13 protein-coding genes are annotated in these 18,070 nt (G+C 64.3%); 6 read left to right on the top strand and 7 right to left on the bottom strand.

Going from position 1 to position 18,070, the window contains the following annotated elements:
* The first annotated feature begins 64 nt into the window (after positions 1-64).
* Positions 65-676 carry a 2-hydroxychromene-2-carboxylate isomerase gene (locus ACQY4S_RS12950; protein WP_428485613.1) on the top strand — a complete coding sequence of 204 codons (612 nt, stop codon included), beginning with the start codon at positions 65-67 and terminating at the stop codon, positions 674-676.
* Positions 673-1,446: an enoyl-CoA hydratase-related protein gene (locus tag ACQY4S_RS12945; protein ID WP_428485612.1), complete on the top strand. Its 774-nt coding sequence runs from the start codon at positions 673-675 to the stop codon at positions 1,444-1,446. The genes ACQY4S_RS12950 and ACQY4S_RS12945 overlap by 4 nt, the downstream gene beginning before the upstream one ends.
* A gap of 17 nt (positions 1,447-1,463) precedes the next feature.
* Here ACQY4S_RS12945 and ACQY4S_RS12940 read toward each other — a convergent pair whose 3' ends face one another.
* Both ACQY4S_RS12940 and ACQY4S_RS12935 read right to left on the bottom strand, forming a co-directional pair.
* Positions 1,464-2,768 (bottom strand): carbohydrate-binding domain-containing protein, encoded by a 1,305-nt coding sequence (locus ACQY4S_RS12940; RefSeq protein WP_428485611.1) that lies wholly within the window; start codon positions 2,766-2,768, stop codon positions 1,464-1,466.
* Between the two features lie 564 nt (positions 2,769-3,332).
* Complete coding sequence (locus tag ACQY4S_RS12935; RefSeq protein ID WP_428485610.1) at positions 3,333-3,575, bottom strand: FmdB family zinc ribbon protein; 243 nt, start codon at positions 3,573-3,575, stop codon at positions 3,333-3,335.
* Between the two features lie 125 nt (positions 3,576-3,700).
* Here ACQY4S_RS12935 and ACQY4S_RS12930 point away from each other — a divergent pair, with 125 nt between their 5' ends.
* Entirely contained in the window at positions 3,701-6,073 is a 2,373-nt protein-coding gene (locus ACQY4S_RS12930; protein WP_428485609.1) for a xanthine dehydrogenase family protein molybdopterin-binding subunit, read from the top strand.
* Positions 6,074-6,293: 220 nt separating this feature from the next.
* Here ACQY4S_RS12930 and ACQY4S_RS12925 read toward each other — a convergent pair whose 3' ends face one another.
* A complete protein-coding gene (locus tag ACQY4S_RS12925) occupies positions 6,294-6,476 on the bottom strand; it encodes a hypothetical protein (protein ID WP_428485608.1) in 183 nt (60 codons plus the stop codon).
* A 349-nt stretch (positions 6,477-6,825) separates the two neighbouring features.
* On the opposite strand from ACQY4S_RS12925, the gene ACQY4S_RS12920 reads away from it, so the two are divergent.
* Positions 6,826-6,969: a hypothetical protein gene (locus ACQY4S_RS12920; protein WP_428485607.1), complete on the top strand. Its 144-nt coding sequence runs from the start codon at positions 6,826-6,828 to the stop codon at positions 6,967-6,969.
* A 9-nt stretch (positions 6,970-6,978) separates the two neighbouring features.
* Here ACQY4S_RS12920 and ACQY4S_RS12915 read toward each other — a convergent pair whose 3' ends face one another.
* Positions 6,979-7,626 carry a flavin reductase family protein gene (locus tag ACQY4S_RS12915; RefSeq protein ID WP_428485606.1) on the bottom strand — a complete coding sequence of 216 codons (648 nt, stop codon included), beginning with the start codon at positions 7,624-7,626 and terminating at the stop codon, positions 6,979-6,981.
* A 263-nt stretch (positions 7,627-7,889) separates the two neighbouring features.
* Here ACQY4S_RS12915 and ACQY4S_RS12910 point away from each other — a divergent pair, with 263 nt between their 5' ends.
* Both ACQY4S_RS12910 and ACQY4S_RS12905 read left to right on the top strand, forming a co-directional pair.
* Positions 7,890-10,289, top strand: coding sequence for a methyl-accepting chemotaxis protein (locus ACQY4S_RS12910; RefSeq protein ID WP_428485605.1), 2,400 nt, complete (start codon positions 7,890-7,892; stop codon positions 10,287-10,289).
* 141 nt (positions 10,290-10,430) lie between these two features.
* Positions 10,431-12,173 carry an IS1634 family transposase gene (locus ACQY4S_RS12905; protein WP_428483124.1) on the top strand — a complete coding sequence of 581 codons (1,743 nt, stop codon included), beginning with the start codon at positions 10,431-10,433 and terminating at the stop codon, positions 12,171-12,173.
* Positions 12,174-12,238: 65 nt separating this feature from the next.
* Here ACQY4S_RS12905 and ACQY4S_RS12900 read toward each other — a convergent pair whose 3' ends face one another.
* The 3 genes from ACQY4S_RS12900 to ACQY4S_RS12890 are packed head-to-tail and all read right to left on the bottom strand — an operon-like array spanning position 12,239 to position 17,514.
* The gene (locus ACQY4S_RS12900) at positions 12,239-13,936 is read right to left on the bottom strand and encodes a carboxylesterase/lipase family protein (RefSeq protein ID WP_428485604.1); all 1,698 of its coding nucleotides are present in this window, start codon (positions 13,934-13,936) and stop codon (positions 12,239-12,241) included.
* 37 nt (positions 13,937-13,973) lie between these two features.
* Entirely contained in the window at positions 13,974-15,167 is a 1,194-nt protein-coding gene (locus ACQY4S_RS12895) for a hypothetical protein (protein ID WP_428485603.1), read from the bottom strand.
* Entirely contained in the window at positions 15,157-17,514 is a 2,358-nt protein-coding gene (locus tag ACQY4S_RS12890) for a DEAD/DEAH box helicase (protein ID WP_428485602.1), read from the bottom strand. Before ACQY4S_RS12890 ends, ACQY4S_RS12895 begins: the two co-directional genes overlap by 11 nt.
* Positions 17,515-18,070: the final 556 nt, after the last annotated feature.

The following is an 18,070-nucleotide window of genomic DNA, read 5'->3' as shown; positions in this document are numbered from 1 at the left end:
CGAACCAGACCACACAGCCACATACTGGCCATAGTTCACTTGCAACCTCAAAAAGGGCTTTTGCATGACCGAAATGGAATGTTTCTTTGACTGCTCCAGTCCATGGTCCTATTTCGCTTTCGAAAGCCTGCTGCACATGCAGCAGGAGATTGAGGTCACCATTCAGTGGCGCCCCATCCTGGTCGGCGGCGTGTTCAACGCGGTCAATCCCAGCGTCCATAACGCCCGCGAAAAGCCGGTGCCGGCAAAGTCCGCCTATGGCAAGAAAGACCAGCAGGACTGGGCGCGCTACCTCGGCATTCCGATCCACTACCGGCCTACGGTATTTCCGGTGAACAGCGTCAAGGCCATGCGCGCCTGCATCGCACTGGAACCCGACGGCAAGCTGGTTCCGTTCGCCCGCGAGACCTTCAAGGCTTACTGGATCGAGGACCAGGACATCTCGCAAGTTCCCGTGCTGACAAACGTCCTTCGGAAGATCGATGCCAATCCGGACAAACTGTTCGCCGCCATCGATCAGCAACCGGTCAAGGACGCCCTACGCGCCAGCACGCAGGAACTGATCGACCGTGGCGGTTTCGGCTCCCCTACCATGTTCGTTGGTGGCGACGACATGTATTTCGGCAACGACCGCATGCCGCTGATCAAGGATGCGGTGCTGCGCCGGCGTTCATGATCGAAACCGCATTCAGCCCTGGGCGGACCGTCGCGACCGTCACCGTCAACAACCCAGCCCAGCGCAATGCCCTTGGCAATGCCGGCAAGCGCGAACTGGCGGAAGCGATCGAGTGCCTGCTCAACGAGCCCGACTTGCGCGTCGTCATCCTGACCGGCGCCGGCGACAAATCCTTCATTGGCGGTGCCAACATCACGGAGATGGCCGGCTTCGTCCGCCACGACGCCAGCGAAGGTCCCAGCCTGACCCACCGGGTCTGCGAAGCCGTCCGTCGCTGTCCGGTGCCCGTCCTGGCCCGCATCAACGGCTGGTGTCTCGGCGCCGGGCTGGAGATCGCCGCATCCTGCGACATGCGCGCCGCCGCCGACACCGCGTGGTTCGGCATGCCCGAAGTGTTGTTCGGCCTGCCGTCCGGCATGGAGGCCTGCCTGCTGCCGCAGTTGATCGGGTGGGGCAAAACCAGGGAACTGGTGTTTACCGGCCGTCACATCAACTGCGCCGAGGCTGCCGCGTGTGGTCTGGTGGAACGCGTGGCGCCGCCGGATAAACTGGACGCGGCGGTCGAGGACTGGATCGCCGCCATCCTGAAAGCCGGCCCGAATGCGATTCGTGCGCAAAAGGAATTGATTCGTGACTGGGAACGCATGTCGATTGTCGAGGCGATCCAGCAAGGCATCCGCGCGGTTGCGGCGGCACATGGCACCGACGAAACGAAACGCCTGATGGGCGCCTTCATCGACCGGTATAAAAATGGCCCAAACGGCGGATAACCGCTTGGGCCAGACCTTCAGCTTTGTTGATGATACGCCGCCCAGTTGCCTCCGGCGTCGTGCTGGTTCGACCACGACCATCCGCCGCCGCCGGTCGAACCGGTGCCTCCACTGCTGTCAGACGAGCCACCTGCTGAAGGCACGGTATAGTCTTGCGAGGAGGTGCTCGTGCCGCTGGTTACCGATGCCACTGTCGCCGGCGTCGTGTCGGTCGATGTGCCGCTGCTGCTGCTGCCGCCACTGCTGCCCGACGCCGAGGTCGTTGGTGTCGACACGAAGCTCATGCCGCTGGACGATCCGGTCGACGCCTGGCCGGACGCAAGGCTGCTTGCGGTGATCGTTGCATTGTTGCTGGTCGTGCTGTCGGTGCTTGCCGTTGTCGCGGCCGGCGTGGCTGTCGTCGAACTGGAACTTGCACCGGCCCCGGGATTCGAACCGGCGGTGACGTTGAATGTATAGGTGCCGTCAGTTGCCTGCTCCCACGGCGGACCGGATGCCGACGCGCCACCATCGAGGCTCGCGCCCATGACGTACAGGTTGCGATCTGCAGTATCGAGTCCAAGATTGGTGCCGGGATAGTAACCGCCGACCCCGTCGTTTGTGAAGGTCACGGCGACCGTGTGCGTACCGCCGCCCCAGTTGCCTTGAAGATTGAATGCTTGCTGCTGGCCTTCCGACACCTCGGCGGTCGTGGTCTGTGTTCCACCGACCTGTTGACCGTCGACCGAAACGGTAAACTGCGCATCGCCATTATACGCATCTTCCGCCATGTTGAGCACGAGCGTATCGGGTCCACTGCCAACATACACCGGCCCGGGCGTCGTCGTCGGATTTGGCGACGAACCGGATGGAACCGGTGTCGTATCATTTACTTTAAAGACCGCATTGCCGGGTTCAACCGTATTCGAGTTCGGTGGGAATCCCGGCGACACGTAGATCGGCGTTGTCGTGTTGGAAACGGTTTGCCCATTATAGGAGACGCCGTCAACATATAGATTTCGGTCGCCGGCGCCAGTGTTGGTCGACAAGGATCCGTCGGCGTTTATGACCGGATAAATGAAGTTATTGGTGAATGTTACCGTAACGTTATGCTGGCCGACGCCGTAGTTGCCCTCGAAGGTGAATTGCTCCGCCTGCCCCGAGGACTGTGAGGCCGTGGCGGTCTGGATGCCGCCGATCTGCTGCCCGTCAACATTCACGGTGAAGTTCGCGTTTACGCCAAGCGCTTGATCTTCCGCGACATTCAGAACGATCGAATCCGATCCAGAACCAATTACGCTCCCACTGTTATAAATATTTCCACTGCTTGTCGAACCGGACATGCACATGCTCCACTGTTGCTTGTTTGAACGCAAGTCCGCTCGGCCGACGAACGGACCGGGGCGTAACAGGGACTTCGGCCGATCACAACGTGGGACGCGGCAAGTAGTTTGAAACGGGACGATTTTGTCCAATTTGTGCTGTGGATAAGCGAAGCGCTGAAGAAAGTTATCCTATATAACTTGGGATTTTTCAAACATAAATCGGGAGCGGTATGTAATATGACAGTCAAAAGATAGAATGAAACCTTTACTGACTGGCAAATGCTCGAATTCGTCATGGACATCCGGCAGACCCGATTGGCCCTGGACAGATGTCGGGACAGCGTAAGGATAAGTTCGTGCAAGTGGTCAGGATACGGCGCCGACGTGCGTCAGAGCGTCGTCCGCTCACGCTGGTTGCATCAGGTCGCTCCACCTTGAACTCGTCATGGCCGAGCAATCAAGCACGCGAGGGAGCGTTGTCTCAGCCATACGAATGGTGCGATCGGAAGCCGCTAGCGCCTAAAGATCACAAGCGGGTTTATTTGGAATCGGTTACGTGACAAACTATCGCACGTAATCCCGCTACACCGCCTCGGCGGAAAATCGTCGCGGTGCGGCGCAGCAGGCGCATCCGCCGACATGCGCGCGTGCCGGCGCATTGCCGGCATCGGCGGGCAAGGTCCCACCGCCGATTGCCGCCACGGTCAGCAATCGAGGCGCCAGCGCCTCACAATCCGGGCAGGGCTGCGGCCGGTCGTACTCGGCCATCGGCCTGAGCTCGCTGAATGGGCCGCAATCCGGGCATTCATATTCATAGGTCGGCATCCACGCCCTCCATCATCCACCGCCGTATCATGCCATTTCCCCGCGCGACGGGCCAGCCACCCGCCTTGCCGCCCCGGCCAACCGACGCCATGTTGCAAAGCACCATCGCCGCAAGGGACGCAAGCATGAACGCACCTGTCGATCTGACCCTATTCGCCGAGGAAAGATATGCCGTCGGCCAGCCGGTTCCCCGCAAGGAAGACCCGGTTCTGCTGCGCGGCGAGGGGCGTTATTCCGACGACCTGAACCTGCCGGGTCAGGTCTACGCGGTTATGGTCCGCTCGGGCTACGCGCACGGCGTGATCCGCGCAATCGACACCAGCGCGGCGAAAGCCATGCCAGGCGTGCTGGCGCTCCTGACCGGCGCGGACCTGATCGCCGCCGGGATGGGCAACATGCCCTCTGGCATGGCCCTTAAGATGCGCGACGGCAGCGACATGCCCAAGCCCACCCAGCCGATCCTGACAACCGACAAGGTCCGCTTCGTCGGCGATCCGATCGCGGTTGTCGTGGCGGCGACCGCCAAGCAGGCGAAGGACGCGGCCGAGGCCGTAGTCCCCGACATCGAGGTGCTGCCGGCTGTCACCTCCGCCGCCGAGGCCGTGGCCGCCGGCGCCCCACAACTGTTCGACACGACGCCCGGCAATGTCATCCTGGATTTCCATCATGGCGATGCCGCGGCGGTCGAGGCGGCTTTCGCCAAGGCCGCGCACGTCACGAAGCTGAAAATCTTTAACAGCCGGGTCGTTGTCTGTCCGATGGAACCACGCTCCGCCATCGCCGAATACGACCCGGATAGCGAGCGCTGGACGCTGCGGCTGGGCTGCCAGGGCGTGTTCAACATGCGCCAGCTTCTGATGGGGCCCTTGAAGGCGCCGGTCGAGAAGATCCGCGTGCTGACCGGCAACGTCGGCGGCTCCTTCGGCATGAAGGCGTCCTGCTACCCGGAATATCCCGCCATCCTTTACGCCTCTCGGCTGCTGGACCGCCCGGTGAAATGGACCGACGAGCGTGGTGAAAGCTTCCTGTCGGACAGCCACGGCCGAGCGCACGACATGCAGCAGGAGATCGCGCTGGATGCGGAGGGGCGAATTTTGGCGCTGCGGGTCACCGGCTACGGTGACATCGGCGCCTATCTGTCCAACGGCACCGTGCTGCAACCCACTGGCAACGTCGTTCGCAACACTATTGGCGTCTACGCGACGCCGCTGCAGGCAGTCTCCACCAAGGCGATCTTTACCAACACCACGCCGGTCGGTCCATACCGTGGCGCCGGCCGTCCCGAGGGCAACTATTATATAGAGCGCCTGCTGGACACCGCGGCGCGGGAAATGGGCATCGACCGCGTCGACATCCGCCGCCGCAACCACATCCAGCCCGAGGCGCTGCCCTACAAGACTCCCGCCGGCACCACCTATGACAGCGGTGATTTCCCGACGATCCTGGACAAGGCGCTGACTGTTGCCGACTGGGACGGCTTTCCGGCGCGCCGGAAGGACAGCGCGGAACGCGGCAAGCTGCGCGGCCGCGGCATTGGCCAGTATCTGGAGGTCACTGGGCCGCCCGCGCCCGAGATGGGCGGCATCCGGTTTGAACCGGACGGTACGGTGACCCTCATCACGGGCACCTTGGACTACGGTCAGGGCCACGCTTCCCCATTTGCCCAGGTGCTCGCCTCCCGGCTTGGCATTCCATTCGAGAAGATCAGCCTGCTGCAGGGCGATTCAGACGAATTGCTGGCTGGCGGCGGAACGGGCGGCTCGAAGTCGCTGATGGCCAGCGGCACCGCGATCATCGAAAGCGCGGAGATCGTGCGGGAGAACGGCCGCAAGATCGCGGCGCATGTTCTGGAAGCGGCCGAGGGCGACATCGAGTTCGAGATCGTTCGCGGCGGCGGCCGTTTCCGTATCGCTGGCACCGATCGTGCCATTGGCCTCATGGACCTCGCGGACAAGCTGCGCGATGGCAGCGTCATGTTGCCTGAAGGCGTGCCGACCACGCTGTCGGTGTCCCACGTCGCGCAAAGCCCGCCCTTCGCCTTTCCGAACGGCTGCCACGTGGCCGAAGTGGAGGTTGATCCGGAAACCGGCGTCGCCGAGGTTGTCCGCTACAGCATGGTCAACGATTTTGGCGTGATCGTGAATCCGATGCTGGTCGAGGGCCAGGCGCACGGCGGCATCGTTCAGGGCATCGGCCAGTGCTTCATGGAGCACGTCGTCTATGATGAGTCCGGCCAGCCGCTGACCGGGTCTTACATGGACTATGCCCTGCCACGGGCCAATGACGCGCCGTTCTTCACCTTTGCCTCCCACCCTGTGCCGGCAAAGACAAACATGCTGGGGTCGAAGGGCTGCGGCGAGGCTGGATGTGCCGGCGCTCTGCCGTCGGTGATGAATGCCCTGGTGGACGCCCTGTCCCGGTATGGCGTCAAACATATTGACATGCCTGCTACACCGGAACGCATTTGGGTGGCGATCCAGTCAGGCCAGCCGGGGTGACGGGGCGCCACTTGGTCATGCCGACGGAGGTCGGCATCCACGGCTTTTTTGCGCATGTAAAGGCGTGGATTGCCGGCCTTCGCCCATCATAACGATTGAGGCTGCCGCGCGGAGCGGTCAGCATTGAAACCCGTTGGTATCAGTGGTTGGCCTGTGCCTGCCATGACACAAACGCTTGATCCGATTGCTATGGGTGACCGAACCAGTCCAAAATCTAGACTCAAGCTGCCGTCTGGACGCGTGCTTCCGCAACCTCTGCACGCGCCATAAGCGATTCCTGAATCCGGAACAGCAACTGGGAATGATCTTCTTCTGACACCTTATCGCTGTGCATCACGAGGCGTACAAGCGGGTCCTGCAGCATCGTGTTCAGTGTAAGCGTGCTGATGGTTGTCGTGCACATCGTTGTCACCATCCTTATTCATTGCCTGCGCAGATTAGCCGCTGCTGATCGACATAATGGAAATGAATTGTGTCTTAAGGTTGCTCCGTGCTGGTTAATTTTAGGAAAGCATCGAAAACTTCTTGGCGAGACCGTGGCAGATCCGCGATGCTCCGCACGGGTTGGCTGGCAATTCGGGTGATCGCACAGCCGATTCAACCGGGATGAACCGGAAGATGACAGCAAGAGGGCGGAGGGATTAAAAAGAGGGCTCTTCCACCAGGTCGATGAAATTCAAGCCCGGACATTGGAGTGCCACCTGTAATATCAACCGGCGCAGGAAGTGACACATCGGCGGCGCTATCTCGTCATGCTGACGCAGGTCGGCATCCACGCCTTTCCCAGCACAGACAAAGACGTGGATGGCGGCCCTTCGCCCGCCATGATGGTTAAGGCCGTCACGCCGACCGGTCAACATCAAGGCGGCTGGTGCAAAATTAGAAAGATCTGGTGATTTCCCGCGTTATTCCGCGGCTTCCGGTTTGCGCGCCACCCACTCGGCCACGCTGATACGTGGTACTTCGAACCGGTCCGTCACCCGCGAATACCACCCACCGCCATGCATGCGCCCGATCAGGTCCAGCTTCGGCGTGTCGATGTAGCAGCGGTCCTGGTCCAGCACGCAGTCGTCCCGCACGTAGATTGCCAGCACCTTGCCAAGCACCACCGCGCGGTCGATGCCGACATCGACAATCACCAGCCGTTCGCACTCCATCGAGACCGGCGCCTCGGCAATCCGCGGCGGCTTGACATGCAGTGAAGCCGCCGTGGTCAGACCGGCTTCCCGCAGTTCGTCTACGCCTTTCGGAAAATCGATGGCGGTGACGTTCATCGGTTCGGCCAGTTCATAACTGACCAGGTTGACGACGAACTGCCCAGTGCGGCGAATGTTGCCGCCGGTATCCTTCACGTCGCCGGGAGCGCGTCCGCCGATGCCGAACGCCACCACCGGCGGATCGCCCGACATCGCGTTGAAGAACGAGAACGGTGCGGCGTTGATCGTTCCATCGGTGTCCTGCGTCGTGACCCAGGCGATCGGCCGGGGGCCAATGGTCGAGACCAGCAGCTTGTAGATGTCGCGGGTCTGCGTCGTGGCGAAGTCGAACAGCATGGCTTGCCTCGGATGAATTCAGGGATGCAGCGATACGCGTAGGGTTCAAGGCTGTCCAGATCGGGCGCGGCCATGATCATGCTTGGACAAGGGGTTCAATGCGTTTTTGGCCGAGGTTTGACGTGCGGTGAAGACAATATGTCTTGTCCTGGATGTAGTCGGATGAAAGCCGCCCTGTCCTCCCCGGATCTCTTCACATATGTTACCTTTACGTTTCCTTAAGGTCTTCGCCATACGCTGCACCGCCTTGGTTCAGGAAAGACATGCCGATGTTGTCCATCAATGCCTGCGCACGCGTGGCCAGAAGCCTGCCGATCGGCTGGAAGCTGGCACTCACTGTCGCTGGCGCACTCGGCCTGCTGACCGGCGTTGCCTGGTTTGCCCTGGACCGCCTGACCTTCGTCGCCTCGCTGCAGGCCAGCGTGACCGCTCAGGCCGATGTGGAGCATCAGGTGCAGCGCGGCCTGATCGCGGCGCAGGAGTTGCGGGTGGTCAGCCGCGAACTGCCGCACCAGCAGACCGCCGCTGGCATCAGGACGGCAACCGAGCGGGCCACGCATCAGCGCGACCAGGCGACGGAGATCATGCGCGGGGTCAGGGATCGCCTGACGGACGCGGCTGACCTCGGGTTGCTCGACCAGTCGATCGGCCGGCTGGACGCGCTGATGGCGGCGGTCACCCGGGCCGGCGCCTTGCGTGGCGACATCATCACGCTGCGGCAGAAGAAGCTGTTCCAGGTCAGGCAGGTGTTCGACACCAGCCTGAACACGCTGCGCAATGAACTGACCGCGGGCACCGCGCCGGCGAGCGGCGTCGATTCCGTACGGGCAGCCGCCACGACATCAGGCGATGGAAACCAGAACGACGCGAACCTTGCGGAACTGACCCGCTACCAACTGGCGATGGGCCGGTTGCAGGGTGCGGCGCTGATGTTCATGGCAACCGGCAATCCCGCCGCCGCCAATAGTATCCGGGAAGCGACGCAGGCGGCGCAGACGAGCATGACCGCCATTATGGGCGGCGGCGCCGCTGATCAGATCAAGGCCGACGCCCGCATCGTCGGCTCGATCGGCGCCGGCATCGCACAGGCCTCGGCCGATCTGATCGACATGACGAAGCGCCTGGACGATGTCGCCGGGCCGGAGGTGGAACAGGCCAGCCAGGCGATGCAAGCGGCCTTCGAAGCGCTGGCCGAGACCGCCGCCCAGCGGGCGGATGCCGCATCCGCCATCGCCAGGGACGCCACCAACGCCGCCTGGCGGCACATTACCATGATAATCGCCGCGACGGCCGTGCTGATGATCGGCGCCGGCGGCGGCGTCACCGCGACGATCGCGGGACCGATCCGCCGGCTGACCCGGATCGTGCAGGCGATCGCCGCGGGTGAGACCGGACGATCGGTGCCTTACACCGATCGGGGCGATGAAGTCGGCCGCATGGCGGCCTCGGTAGAGCGGCTGCGCGGGGTGATGCGGGAAACCTTCCTGCAAAGCCAGATGATCGAGCAGATGCCGGTCGGCGTCATGACCGCCGAACCGACCGGCGACTGCCGCATTACCTATCTGAACGCCGAAGCTTGCCGGATCCTGGAGACCGTGAAGGAGTCCGTGGCCGTACCAATCGACCAGCTGGTGGGCCAGAGCATGAACGTCTTCCAGGCCCTGCCGCCGCAGCAGCGCGCGATTCTGACCGATCCTGCAAACCTGCCAAGCCACCTGCGCCTCGCCATTGGCCCGGAGACGATGGAGCTTCGGGTCATCGCCACGCACGACCGCCAGGGCGACTATGCCGGGCCGCTGATTATCTGGCGCCGGCTGACCGGTCAGGTGAAGCTGGTGGACCAGTTCGAACAGAGTGTCGGCGCCATTGCCCGCACCATCGGGGATTCGGCCGACGGCATGCGGTTGGCTGCTTCCGGCATGCGGCAAAGCGCGGTCGATGCGGGGGAACGCACGGACGCGGTCTCGGCGGCCTCGGACGAGGCCGCTCGGAACGTCAGTGCCGCCGCGGCGGCCGCGGAGGAACTGGCGGCATCGATCGCCGAGATCACCCGACAGGTCGCCGAACAGGCGCACATCGCGGCGGAGGCCGTGGCGGAAGCCGCCGCGACGGATGCCAGCGTCGGCGGCCTGAGCGAGGCGGCGGACAAGATCGGCTCGGTGGTGCGACTGATCGGCGATATCGCGGGACAGACCAACCTGTTGGCGCTGAACGCGACAATCGAGGCCGCGCGCGCCGGCGAGTCCGGCAAAGGCTTCGCCGTGGTGGCCGGCGAGGTCAAGAACCTGGCCACCCAGACCGCTCGTGCCACGCAGGAGATCGGCGTGCAGATCGCCGCGATGCGGCAGGCCACGGGTCAGGCGGTCGGCGCGCTCCGCTCGATTGCCGCGACGATCCAGCGAATGAACGAGATCGCGACGGGGATTGCCGGTTCGGTGGAGCAGCAGGGATCAGCGACGCAGGCGATCGCCCAGGCGGTGGCCCAGGCCGCGGCCGGGACGGCGGAGGTGAACGGCAACATCACGGTGGTCAATCAGGCGGTTGGACAGACCGGCGACAAGGCCGGCACCGTGCTGCACGCGGCGACGGATCTGACGGCGCAGTCGGCGGTGCTGAAGGCGGAGGTCGAGCGGTTCCTGGCGGCGGTGCAGCAGGCGGCGTGATCGCGGACCGCTCAGCTAGCCCGAACTTTGCTGTGTTTTTGAGCCATCCGGTTGATTACCAAGGAAACGTGCCACGAACGTAGTCAAGCATTTGGCGAATTTCTCCTTGACACAGGCCGAACCGGTTTGATTCCATGCCTCATGCACATCGCCAAGGTCCCAAACCGTAACGCCAAACCGTCCTTCCTCCTGCGCCAAACCTATCGCGAGGACGGCAAGGTCAAGAACCGCACGCTGGCCAACCTCTCCAAGCTGCCGGTCGAGCGCATCGAGACTCTGCGTGCTGCCCTGCGTGGCGACCCGCTCGCCCCGGTTGGTGACAACGGCTTCGAGATCCGCCGCTCGCTGCCGCATGGCCACGTGCTTGCGGCGCTGAGCGTGGCACGGCGCATCGGCCTCGACGATCTGCTGCCGCGCCGCGCCCCGCCGCGCCGCCGTGACCTGGCGCTGGCGCTGATCGTCGCCAGACTGCTCGACCCGGCGGCGAAGCTGGCGACAGCGCGCATGCTCGACAGCGCCACCGCCAGCCACTCGCTGGGTGAAAGCCTCGGCCTTGGCTGCGTTACCGCCGGCGAAATCTACACCACCCTCGACTGGCTCGGCAGCGAGCAGGCCTTCATCGAAAACCAACTCGCCCGCCGCCATCTGAAGAACGGCGCGCTGGTGCTCTACGACGTCACCTCCACCTACCTCGAGGGCCGCTGCTGTCCGCTGGCCCACCACGGTTACAGCCGCGACAGCCGTGGCGATCGGCCGCAACTGGTGATCGGCCTGCTGTGTGCCGCGGATGGTTGCCCCGTGGCGGTCGAGGTGTTCGAGGGAAACACCGCCGACCCGGCCACCGTCGCGGCGCAGATCAGCAAGCTGAAGCAGCGCTTGCGGCTGCGCCACGTGGTGATGGTCGGCGACCGCGGCATGCTCACCGCCGCACGGATCGAACAAGCCCTCCGCCCCGCCGGCCTAGACTGGATCACCGCGCTGCGTGCCCCGGCGATCCGGCAACTGGCGGAAGGCGGACAGCTGCAATTCTCCCTGTTCGACACCCGCGATATGGCTGAGATCAGCAGCCCGGATTATCCCGACGAACGGCTGGTGGTGTGCCAGAACCCGCTGCTGGCGGCGGAACGCCAACGCAAGCGTGACGCGTTACTGGCGCTGACCGAGGCCGACCTGAGCAAGATCCAGGCCCGGGTGACGCGCGCGAAGAACCCTCTGCGCGGGGCTGGGGACATCGGCCGCGCGGTCGGCGCTCTCCTGGGCAAACGCAAGATGGCCAAGCATTTCGCGTTGACCATCACCGACGCCGCATTTGACTTCACGCGCAAGGCCGAAGCGATCGCCGATGAAGCCAGGTTCGATGGCTTTTACGTGCTGCGCACCAACCTCCCCGCCAAGCAGATCGATACCGCCGGGACCGTGCGGGCCTACAAAGCCTTGGCCCAGGTAGAGCGCGCGTTCCGCTGCCTCAAGAGCGTCGATCTGGACCTGCGGCCGGTGTTCCATTGGACCGCGCCGCGGGTACGCGCGCATGTCCTGCTGTGCATGCTGGCGTATTACCTGGAGTGGCATATGCGCCAGCCGCTGGCGCCGATGTTGTTCGACGATCATGACCGCGCGTCGGCCGAAGCAGAGCGGACGTCGCCAGTGGCCAAGGCCAAGGTCTCCAAGGCGGCTTATCGCAAGGCCTCGACGCAGCGCGTGGTGGACGCTAGCGGCGAGCTCCAGCCGGTGCACAGCTTCCGCACCCTGCTGGGCGATCTGGCAACATTGGCCCGAAACACCGTCTGCTTCGCAGGGCAGAAGATGCTTACCGTTCAGACCACCGCAACGCCGATACAGCGCCGCGCACTCAGTCTGTTGGGGGTCGAATTGACGGCAGCGTAGACAGCAAGCAGGTGGGGTCCGGAGTCGGATCAATGACTTACGTCGAAAAGACGGTAAAGTTCAGGCTAGCGCATGTTCCAGGCAGCCAGTTCCTCCGTGCGCAGGTTGTGGTCTACCGCGTGCAGTCCGTCTGAGCCGCCTAGGATGTTCACCGACGGCATCGGATCGGCGGCCGGCGTCCAGTTCTTGTCCGGAACACCCCGATGCGCGAATGCGGCCCAAGTGCCAAGCATGAAGGCCGAGAGCGTCGCCGAGTCCGCCCCGTCGCCAGCCTTTTTGGCGAAGAACGGATCGGCATAGGTGCCGAACACGAAGGGGATCTCCGCCGTGTGCGGGACGCCGTGCGCGGGCGGGACCAGCGGGCGGGCGAACTCGTACAGGAAGGTTGGATGGCCCGCGGCCACGTGGCGCTCCGCCGCGGCGCGGGCGCGCAGGCGGAACACGATATCGGTATAAGCCGCGATCCATAGCGGCAGCGGCGTGTCCGAGGTGCCACGTTGTCGTGCGGCCGCGGCGTAGGCGTCGGCGATATGCTCGGGCGGGATATTGGCACCCTCCGGCCGATAGATCGCGACCAGGTCGTGGATCATGGAGACGAGCCGCGCCCGGTCAGCCGGCGGTGCCAAGCCGGGCACCTGCTTGCCATCCGGGCCGATCAGGTCGTACCAGAACGTCCCCTCGGTCCGGGTCGTGCCGATCAGCAGAGGGATGGCGGGCAAGGCACCGTCGCGGGGCCACACCTTCAGCACCACCCCGTCCAGGACTGGCAGCACCGGCGGCCGGCCCAGGCTGCGCACCATCACCGGATCTCGCGCCAGTGTCAGCTCCGCCTGGTGCAGGGTCATTGCCGGCACATGTCGCAACTCCGGCACGGTCACATCCAGCCGCTTGGCCAGCGCCTCGGCGTAGGCGGCGGCGGTCGCGATTTCCGGAAAGCCAGGGGCGCCGTGCAATGATCCGCTTTCGATGATGGCCTTGTGCAGCAGCCCTGCATTGCGGCTGTCCTGCGCGATGGAGGCGGTGGAGGAGCCGCCGGCTGACTGGCCGAACAAGGTGACATTCGCCGGATCGCCGCCGAATGCGGCAATATTGGCCTGGACCCAGCGCAATGCCGCGACCTGATCCTGCAGGCCCCAGTTCGCGAAGGCGCCGGTTTCGCTGTCCGCCAGCGCGGGATGGGCCAGCCAGCCGAGGGCGCCCAGGCGGTAGTTGATTGTCACCACCACCACATCGCCCGTCTTGGCCAGCGCCGTGCCGTTCGTGCCCACCGCGTTGCCGCGTCCAGTGCGCCAGGCGCCGCCGTGGATCCAGACCATGACCGGCCGCCGGCCCGTCACGCCCGGCGTCCAGACGTTGAGGAACAGGCAGTCCTCGCTCTGCGGCGTAGCACTTTCATAAAGCCAGGCAGCGGCGCCCCCAAGCGTCTGAATCGAGGCCGCACCCGCGCGCGTGGCGTCGCGCGGCGCCGTCCAGCGCCTGGCGGGACGGGGAGAATTGTAGCGGCGCGCGCCGGTCGGCGCCGCGGCATAGGGTAGGCCGAGAAACGCCGTCACACCCTCCGCGGCCAGCCCGCGCACCGGCCCGCAAGGCGGCTCGACATCGATGGCTCGTCCGCTCCGTGCATCGAACATCAGGCCAGAGACGGCCGCGGCCGCCACGATGGGGCGACGTCCGATCAGCATTCCGATCACACCTGTCCTCGTCCAGCGTATCGGGTCATTGTTCGCCCAGTTCGCGGTGTCGTCCAGTGGCATCGCGGTCATAGGCACGATCAGGCACACATGGAAGACCGAGCGAGACTTATAGTCTCGGCATCCCACCAGCCCAGTTGCCCAGCGACAGTGCCCGCGCCGGTTCCGCCGCGCCGCATTTCGGACAGGCTTCCGCATGGCACGCTCGGCAGTACGCCCGGCCGCAGTTCGAGCAAGCAGCCAATGCGGCCGGAACCACCAGATGCAGCGCATCGTCGCACACCAGGCGCGGCCGTTCCGCCGAGAAGGTCGCTTCGCACACCGGCGGCTCCAGCCGCCGCGCCAGCGGGTTCCAATCCAGATGAATGGTCCGGTCCGCCTTGCGCCGCCGGATCTGCACCGCGAACCGGTGCACCGGCATTATCAGCTCCAGCGTCTGAACCCATTCAATTGTAACCCGTGTCGCGTATTGCCGCGCCAGATCGTCCAGCTTGGCGCGATATTCCCGCTCGATCGCCGCGGCCCGCTGTTCCTCCCGTGCCCGTTTCGGATCGCCCTCGGGCAGCACGGCGGCACGTCGCAGCGCATCACAGTATAGATCGTTGTGGTACTGGTGCAGCCGGTCCTGGTCGCGTCCGAGGCGCCGGCGCAGCCCCTTGACGAAGGGACCTAGCGCCGCGTCCAGTCGCGCCGGCAATGCCCGCGCCAAAACGCCAAGAACGCGTGTCCTGTCCCAAATCGCCGGCGGATCGGCGTTGTCCGGCATTATTAAAGTCGTTTCTTCGTGGTCAATCAATGGTCCGATCGCCGTGAGCACCGTGTCCGGCAGCGCGCCAGTCGCCATGTTGATGCCCACGCGCAGCATGAAGTCGCGCTTGTCGTCCGAAACGGCCGAGGCACGAAAATCCATCACCAGGTAGCGCGTCCAGGCCGGCGTCACCTCCAGCAACCGGAACGTTGCGTTATCCAGCACCAGCTCATGCTCCAGCACCCGCTCCGGATCGCCAGGTGCCTTCCCGGTCAGCGGCAGAACACGCCTTGACCGACGTCCTTGCGGGCCGAGCAGCCGGGCGAAACGGTCGAGCCAGTCAGACTCCATGCCGACGCGCTGAGCGGCCGGCGGCAACGTGGTGCCGAAACCCAGGCGCGCCAGCTCGCCGACGCCCAGCGCATGCTGCACCTCGGGGGGCGCCAGGACTTCCAGGCCCTCGGGCTCAATCGGCTCGACCAAAGCACCTTGTTGGCGCAGCAGAGCCTCGGCGAACTCCTGCATCCGGCCAGGTTCGGCGGCATCAGGCTGCATCGAGTTCATTCCCGAACAATGCCTCGTCAAGCTGCTTCACGGCATCGTAGTCCTGGCGGGCGGCGAGCAACTGATTCTCCAGCCTGGCGAAGGCATCGGCGCGGGCCTGTTCGGTGCCTTGCAACCAGGCGTCCAGCACCAGCGTCGAAAACTCCTGCTGTTCATCAACCTCACCCAATATGGCGCCGACCTCGCCGACCACGAGCTCGAACATGTTGATCTTTTCATCCAGGATGCGGAGCACCTCGTCCTCGATCGTGCCGGCGGTGACCAGGTTGAAGATGAACACCTCGCGTGTCTGGCCGATGCGGTCAATGCGGCCGATGCGCTGCTCTATGGCCATTGGGTTCCAGGGAATGTCGAAATTTATTAATGTGTTGCAGAATTGCAGGTTGCGCCCCTCGCCGCCGGACTCGGTGCATAGCAGGATGTTGACGCTGTCTCGGAAAGCATCGACCGCCGCGTCCTTCTGCGGGCCGGACATGTCGCCACTGAACTGCGCGAACGGCATCTTCTGCCGGCGCAGCCGTTCCGCCAGATGCATCAGGCTGTCGCGCTGATGGACGAACACCAGCTTTTTCTCGGTCGGATTCTGCGCCAGCAGTTTCAGCAGCGCGGTTTGCTTTGCCCCGGCGGCGACGGCGCGCGTGCGGGCCAGCAGCTCGGCCCAGCGTTTATCCCCCGGATGGCGCTCCACGTAACGGCCGATGGCGGCGGCGGCGGCCACGGGAGACGATCCGGCCGCCGCCAGCAGATGCTGCAGCGACAGGCGGTGGGTTTCCTCTCCGCCCGCCGCTTCCCTCACCAGCGCGGCCAAGTCCGCGTAGCAGGCGGCCTCCGTCGCATCCGGGGCGGCCCGCAAGGTGGCGGCATTTCGCCGCGGCATCCGAAGCGCCGCCAGCGCCCGCGTGTTGCGCACCATCACGCCACGCATCAGGTCGCGCAGCCGCTCCCGGTTCGCCGGTTCCCGCGGCTTGCCGGGCACCATGTAGACCGAGCGGAATTCCTTCTGCGTCTTGAAGATGCCTGGTTGCAGCAAGGTCAGCAGGTTGTACAGTTCTAGCAGGCTGTTCTGCACCGGCGTCGCCGACAGCAGCAGCAGGAAACGTTTTTGCAGCCGGTTCACCAACTGGTAGCTGGCACTGGACTGGTCGCGTAGATGATGCGCCTCATCGACCACCACCACGTCATAGTTCAATCCAGCCAGCATCGCCGCCTGCTCCTTGCGCCGTGCCGATGCGATCGAGGCGATCACCAGCGGCTGCGCCCAGAAGGCAGCGGGATCGCCGCGCAGCAGCGGATCGTGACTGGTGGCGAATTCGATGCCGAATTTGGCCGCCATCTCGTCACGCCACTGCCCCACCAGCGATGCCGGCGTCAGAATCAAGATCCGCTCGGCCATCCCGCGCAGGATGTATTCCTTCAGCACCATTCCGGCTTCGATGGTCTTGCCGAGACCGACCTCATCAGCCAGCAGCACGCGGCCGCGATATTGCTTCAGCACCTTGCGGACAGTTTCGACCTGATACCAATGCGCTTCGACGCCCTGCAGCGCCGGCAGGCAGAGCAGTTCGTCGAACCCCTCGAACAGGCTGAGCCGGACCAACTCCCCGCGCAACCGAAACGGGATCTGATCGGGATCGGTCTCAGCGCCAGCGATCTCGATCGCATCAGGATTGACCAGGTCGAACGTCATGTCGAACCGGGCCTCCAGCTTCGGCAGATCAGCGACGGTGGGCAGCACCGAGGTGGCGGGCGCCGGCCGAACGCTTTGGGGCTTCGCCTGGGAAAGTGCTGCTTGACGGGCGGAGCCTGGTGTCGCGCCCTGCCTCACCTGCGACGGTCGCTTCGCCTGGACCAGAGCACGCGATCCCTCCAGCCTAATCTCGCGCAGCCGGGCGAACAGCCAGTCATTCATGATGTCGTCGCCGACGAACCAGGCCAGCGCCGCCTGGTTCCCGTCCAGGTGGTTTTCCTTCAGCAGGGTCAGGGCACGGGCAAAATGACCCTGCTGAGCAAGCGCAAGGCCGATCAACAGCAGCGCCGATTTATTCTGTATATAGCGTTTGCTGTAACGCTTGATCACCGCCAGCGCGCGCTCCGGCCGAGCCGCGGCGAGAGCGGTGAGGCTGGCCAGCAGCAGGATTTCGGGATCGACCGGATGGACCCGCAAAGCCTCCTCGGCCGCCTCAACAACCTGCGGCGACCGCTCGGCCAGCAGGTCGCGCAGGCGCACGACCCACATATCTGATCCCGCGTTGGCGTCGGCCGTGGTTGGGTCTGCGTCCAGGTTCGGCAGCAGGGGCTGCGAGCCGCGGACACGTCGGGATGGGACGAGAGTGCTCATGACATTGGCTCTCCGCCGAGCTGGTTGCTGAACAATTCGGCGGAGAGTATCCCGTACCAGCGCGGTGGGCACCAGCACACCACACTATTGTGTTGATGGCCGGACAACGATCCGTCCGGCGGACGGGCCAACTTTGATAGCTGGATTATGCCAGCCAAACCGGCAGTGCGCGGCGCATGCCCGTCCAGTTCAGGCGCCGGTGGAGCGACGTCCGGCGTGCCGCGAATTCTGAGGCCGGTCCGATTTGAAAGCGCACCGACATTTTTTGTCACCGCCTCTTGATCGCCATCTTGACCCTGATGTTTACAGTTATCGTGATCGGCAGCAACGGTCCGAGACGTGTGCATCGCTTACTTCGGATTCGCTGGCGAGGACGACTTTCGCCGGCGTTTCTGTTTAGACCTGTAGTATAAACGATTGTTTGATGGTGGGGCCGGCGGACCATGCGCGATACGCCTAACGCCCGATCAGGCGGCGGCACACGGGCAAAAGGCTATATTCCGCCAGCAATGGCACCGTGAAAGCGCCGCTTCAAGCCGTGTTGGCGCGGCATGAA

The organism is Rhodopila sp. (genome assembly GCF_965276935.1).
GTDB lineage: Bacteria > Pseudomonadota > Alphaproteobacteria > Acetobacterales > Acetobacteraceae > Rhodopila.
The sequence above is the reverse complement of the archived record's forward strand: the minus strand, read 5'-3'. Positions and strand labels throughout refer to the sequence as shown.

Excerpts from the sequence above, each read along its gene's own strand:
- ACQY4S_RS12950 (WP_428485613.1), top strand. The coding sequence starts at position 65 with ATGACCGAAATGGAATGTTTCTTTGACTGCTCCAGTCCATGGTCCTAT.
- ACQY4S_RS12945 (WP_428485612.1), top strand. The coding sequence starts at position 673 with ATGATCGAAACCGCATTCAGCCCTGGGCGGACCGTCGCGACCGTCACC.
- ACQY4S_RS12940 (WP_428485611.1), bottom strand. The coding sequence starts at position 2,768 with ATGTCCGGTTCGACAAGCAGTGGAAATATTTATAACAGTGGGAGCGTA.
- ACQY4S_RS12935 (WP_428485610.1), bottom strand. The coding sequence starts at position 3,575 with ATGCCGACCTATGAATATGAATGCCCGGATTGCGGCCCATTCAGCGAG.
- ACQY4S_RS12930 (WP_428485609.1), top strand. The coding sequence starts at position 3,701 with ATGAACGCACCTGTCGATCTGACCCTATTCGCCGAGGAAAGATATGCC.
- ACQY4S_RS12925 (WP_428485608.1), bottom strand. The coding sequence starts at position 6,476 with ATGTGCACGACAACCATCAGCACGCTTACACTGAACACGATGCTGCAG.
- ACQY4S_RS12920 (WP_428485607.1), top strand. The coding sequence starts at position 6,826 with ATGCTGACGCAGGTCGGCATCCACGCCTTTCCCAGCACAGACAAAGAC.
- ACQY4S_RS12915 (WP_428485606.1), bottom strand. The coding sequence starts at position 7,626 with ATGCTGTTCGACTTCGCCACGACGCAGACCCGCGACATCTACAAGCTG.
- ACQY4S_RS12910 (WP_428485605.1), top strand. The coding sequence starts at position 7,890 with ATGCCGATGTTGTCCATCAATGCCTGCGCACGCGTGGCCAGAAGCCTG.
- ACQY4S_RS12905 (WP_428483124.1), top strand. The coding sequence starts at position 10,431 with ATGCACATCGCCAAGGTCCCAAACCGTAACGCCAAACCGTCCTTCCTC.
- ACQY4S_RS12900 (WP_428485604.1), bottom strand. The coding sequence starts at position 13,936 with ATGACCGCGATGCCACTGGACGACACCGCGAACTGGGCGAACAATGAC.
- ACQY4S_RS12895 (WP_428485603.1), bottom strand. The coding sequence starts at position 15,167 with ATGCAGCCTGATGCCGCCGAACCTGGCCGGATGCAGGAGTTCGCCGAG.
- ACQY4S_RS12890 (WP_428485602.1), bottom strand. The coding sequence starts at position 17,514 with ATGAGCACTCTCGTCCCATCCCGACGTGTCCGCGGCTCGCAGCCCCTG.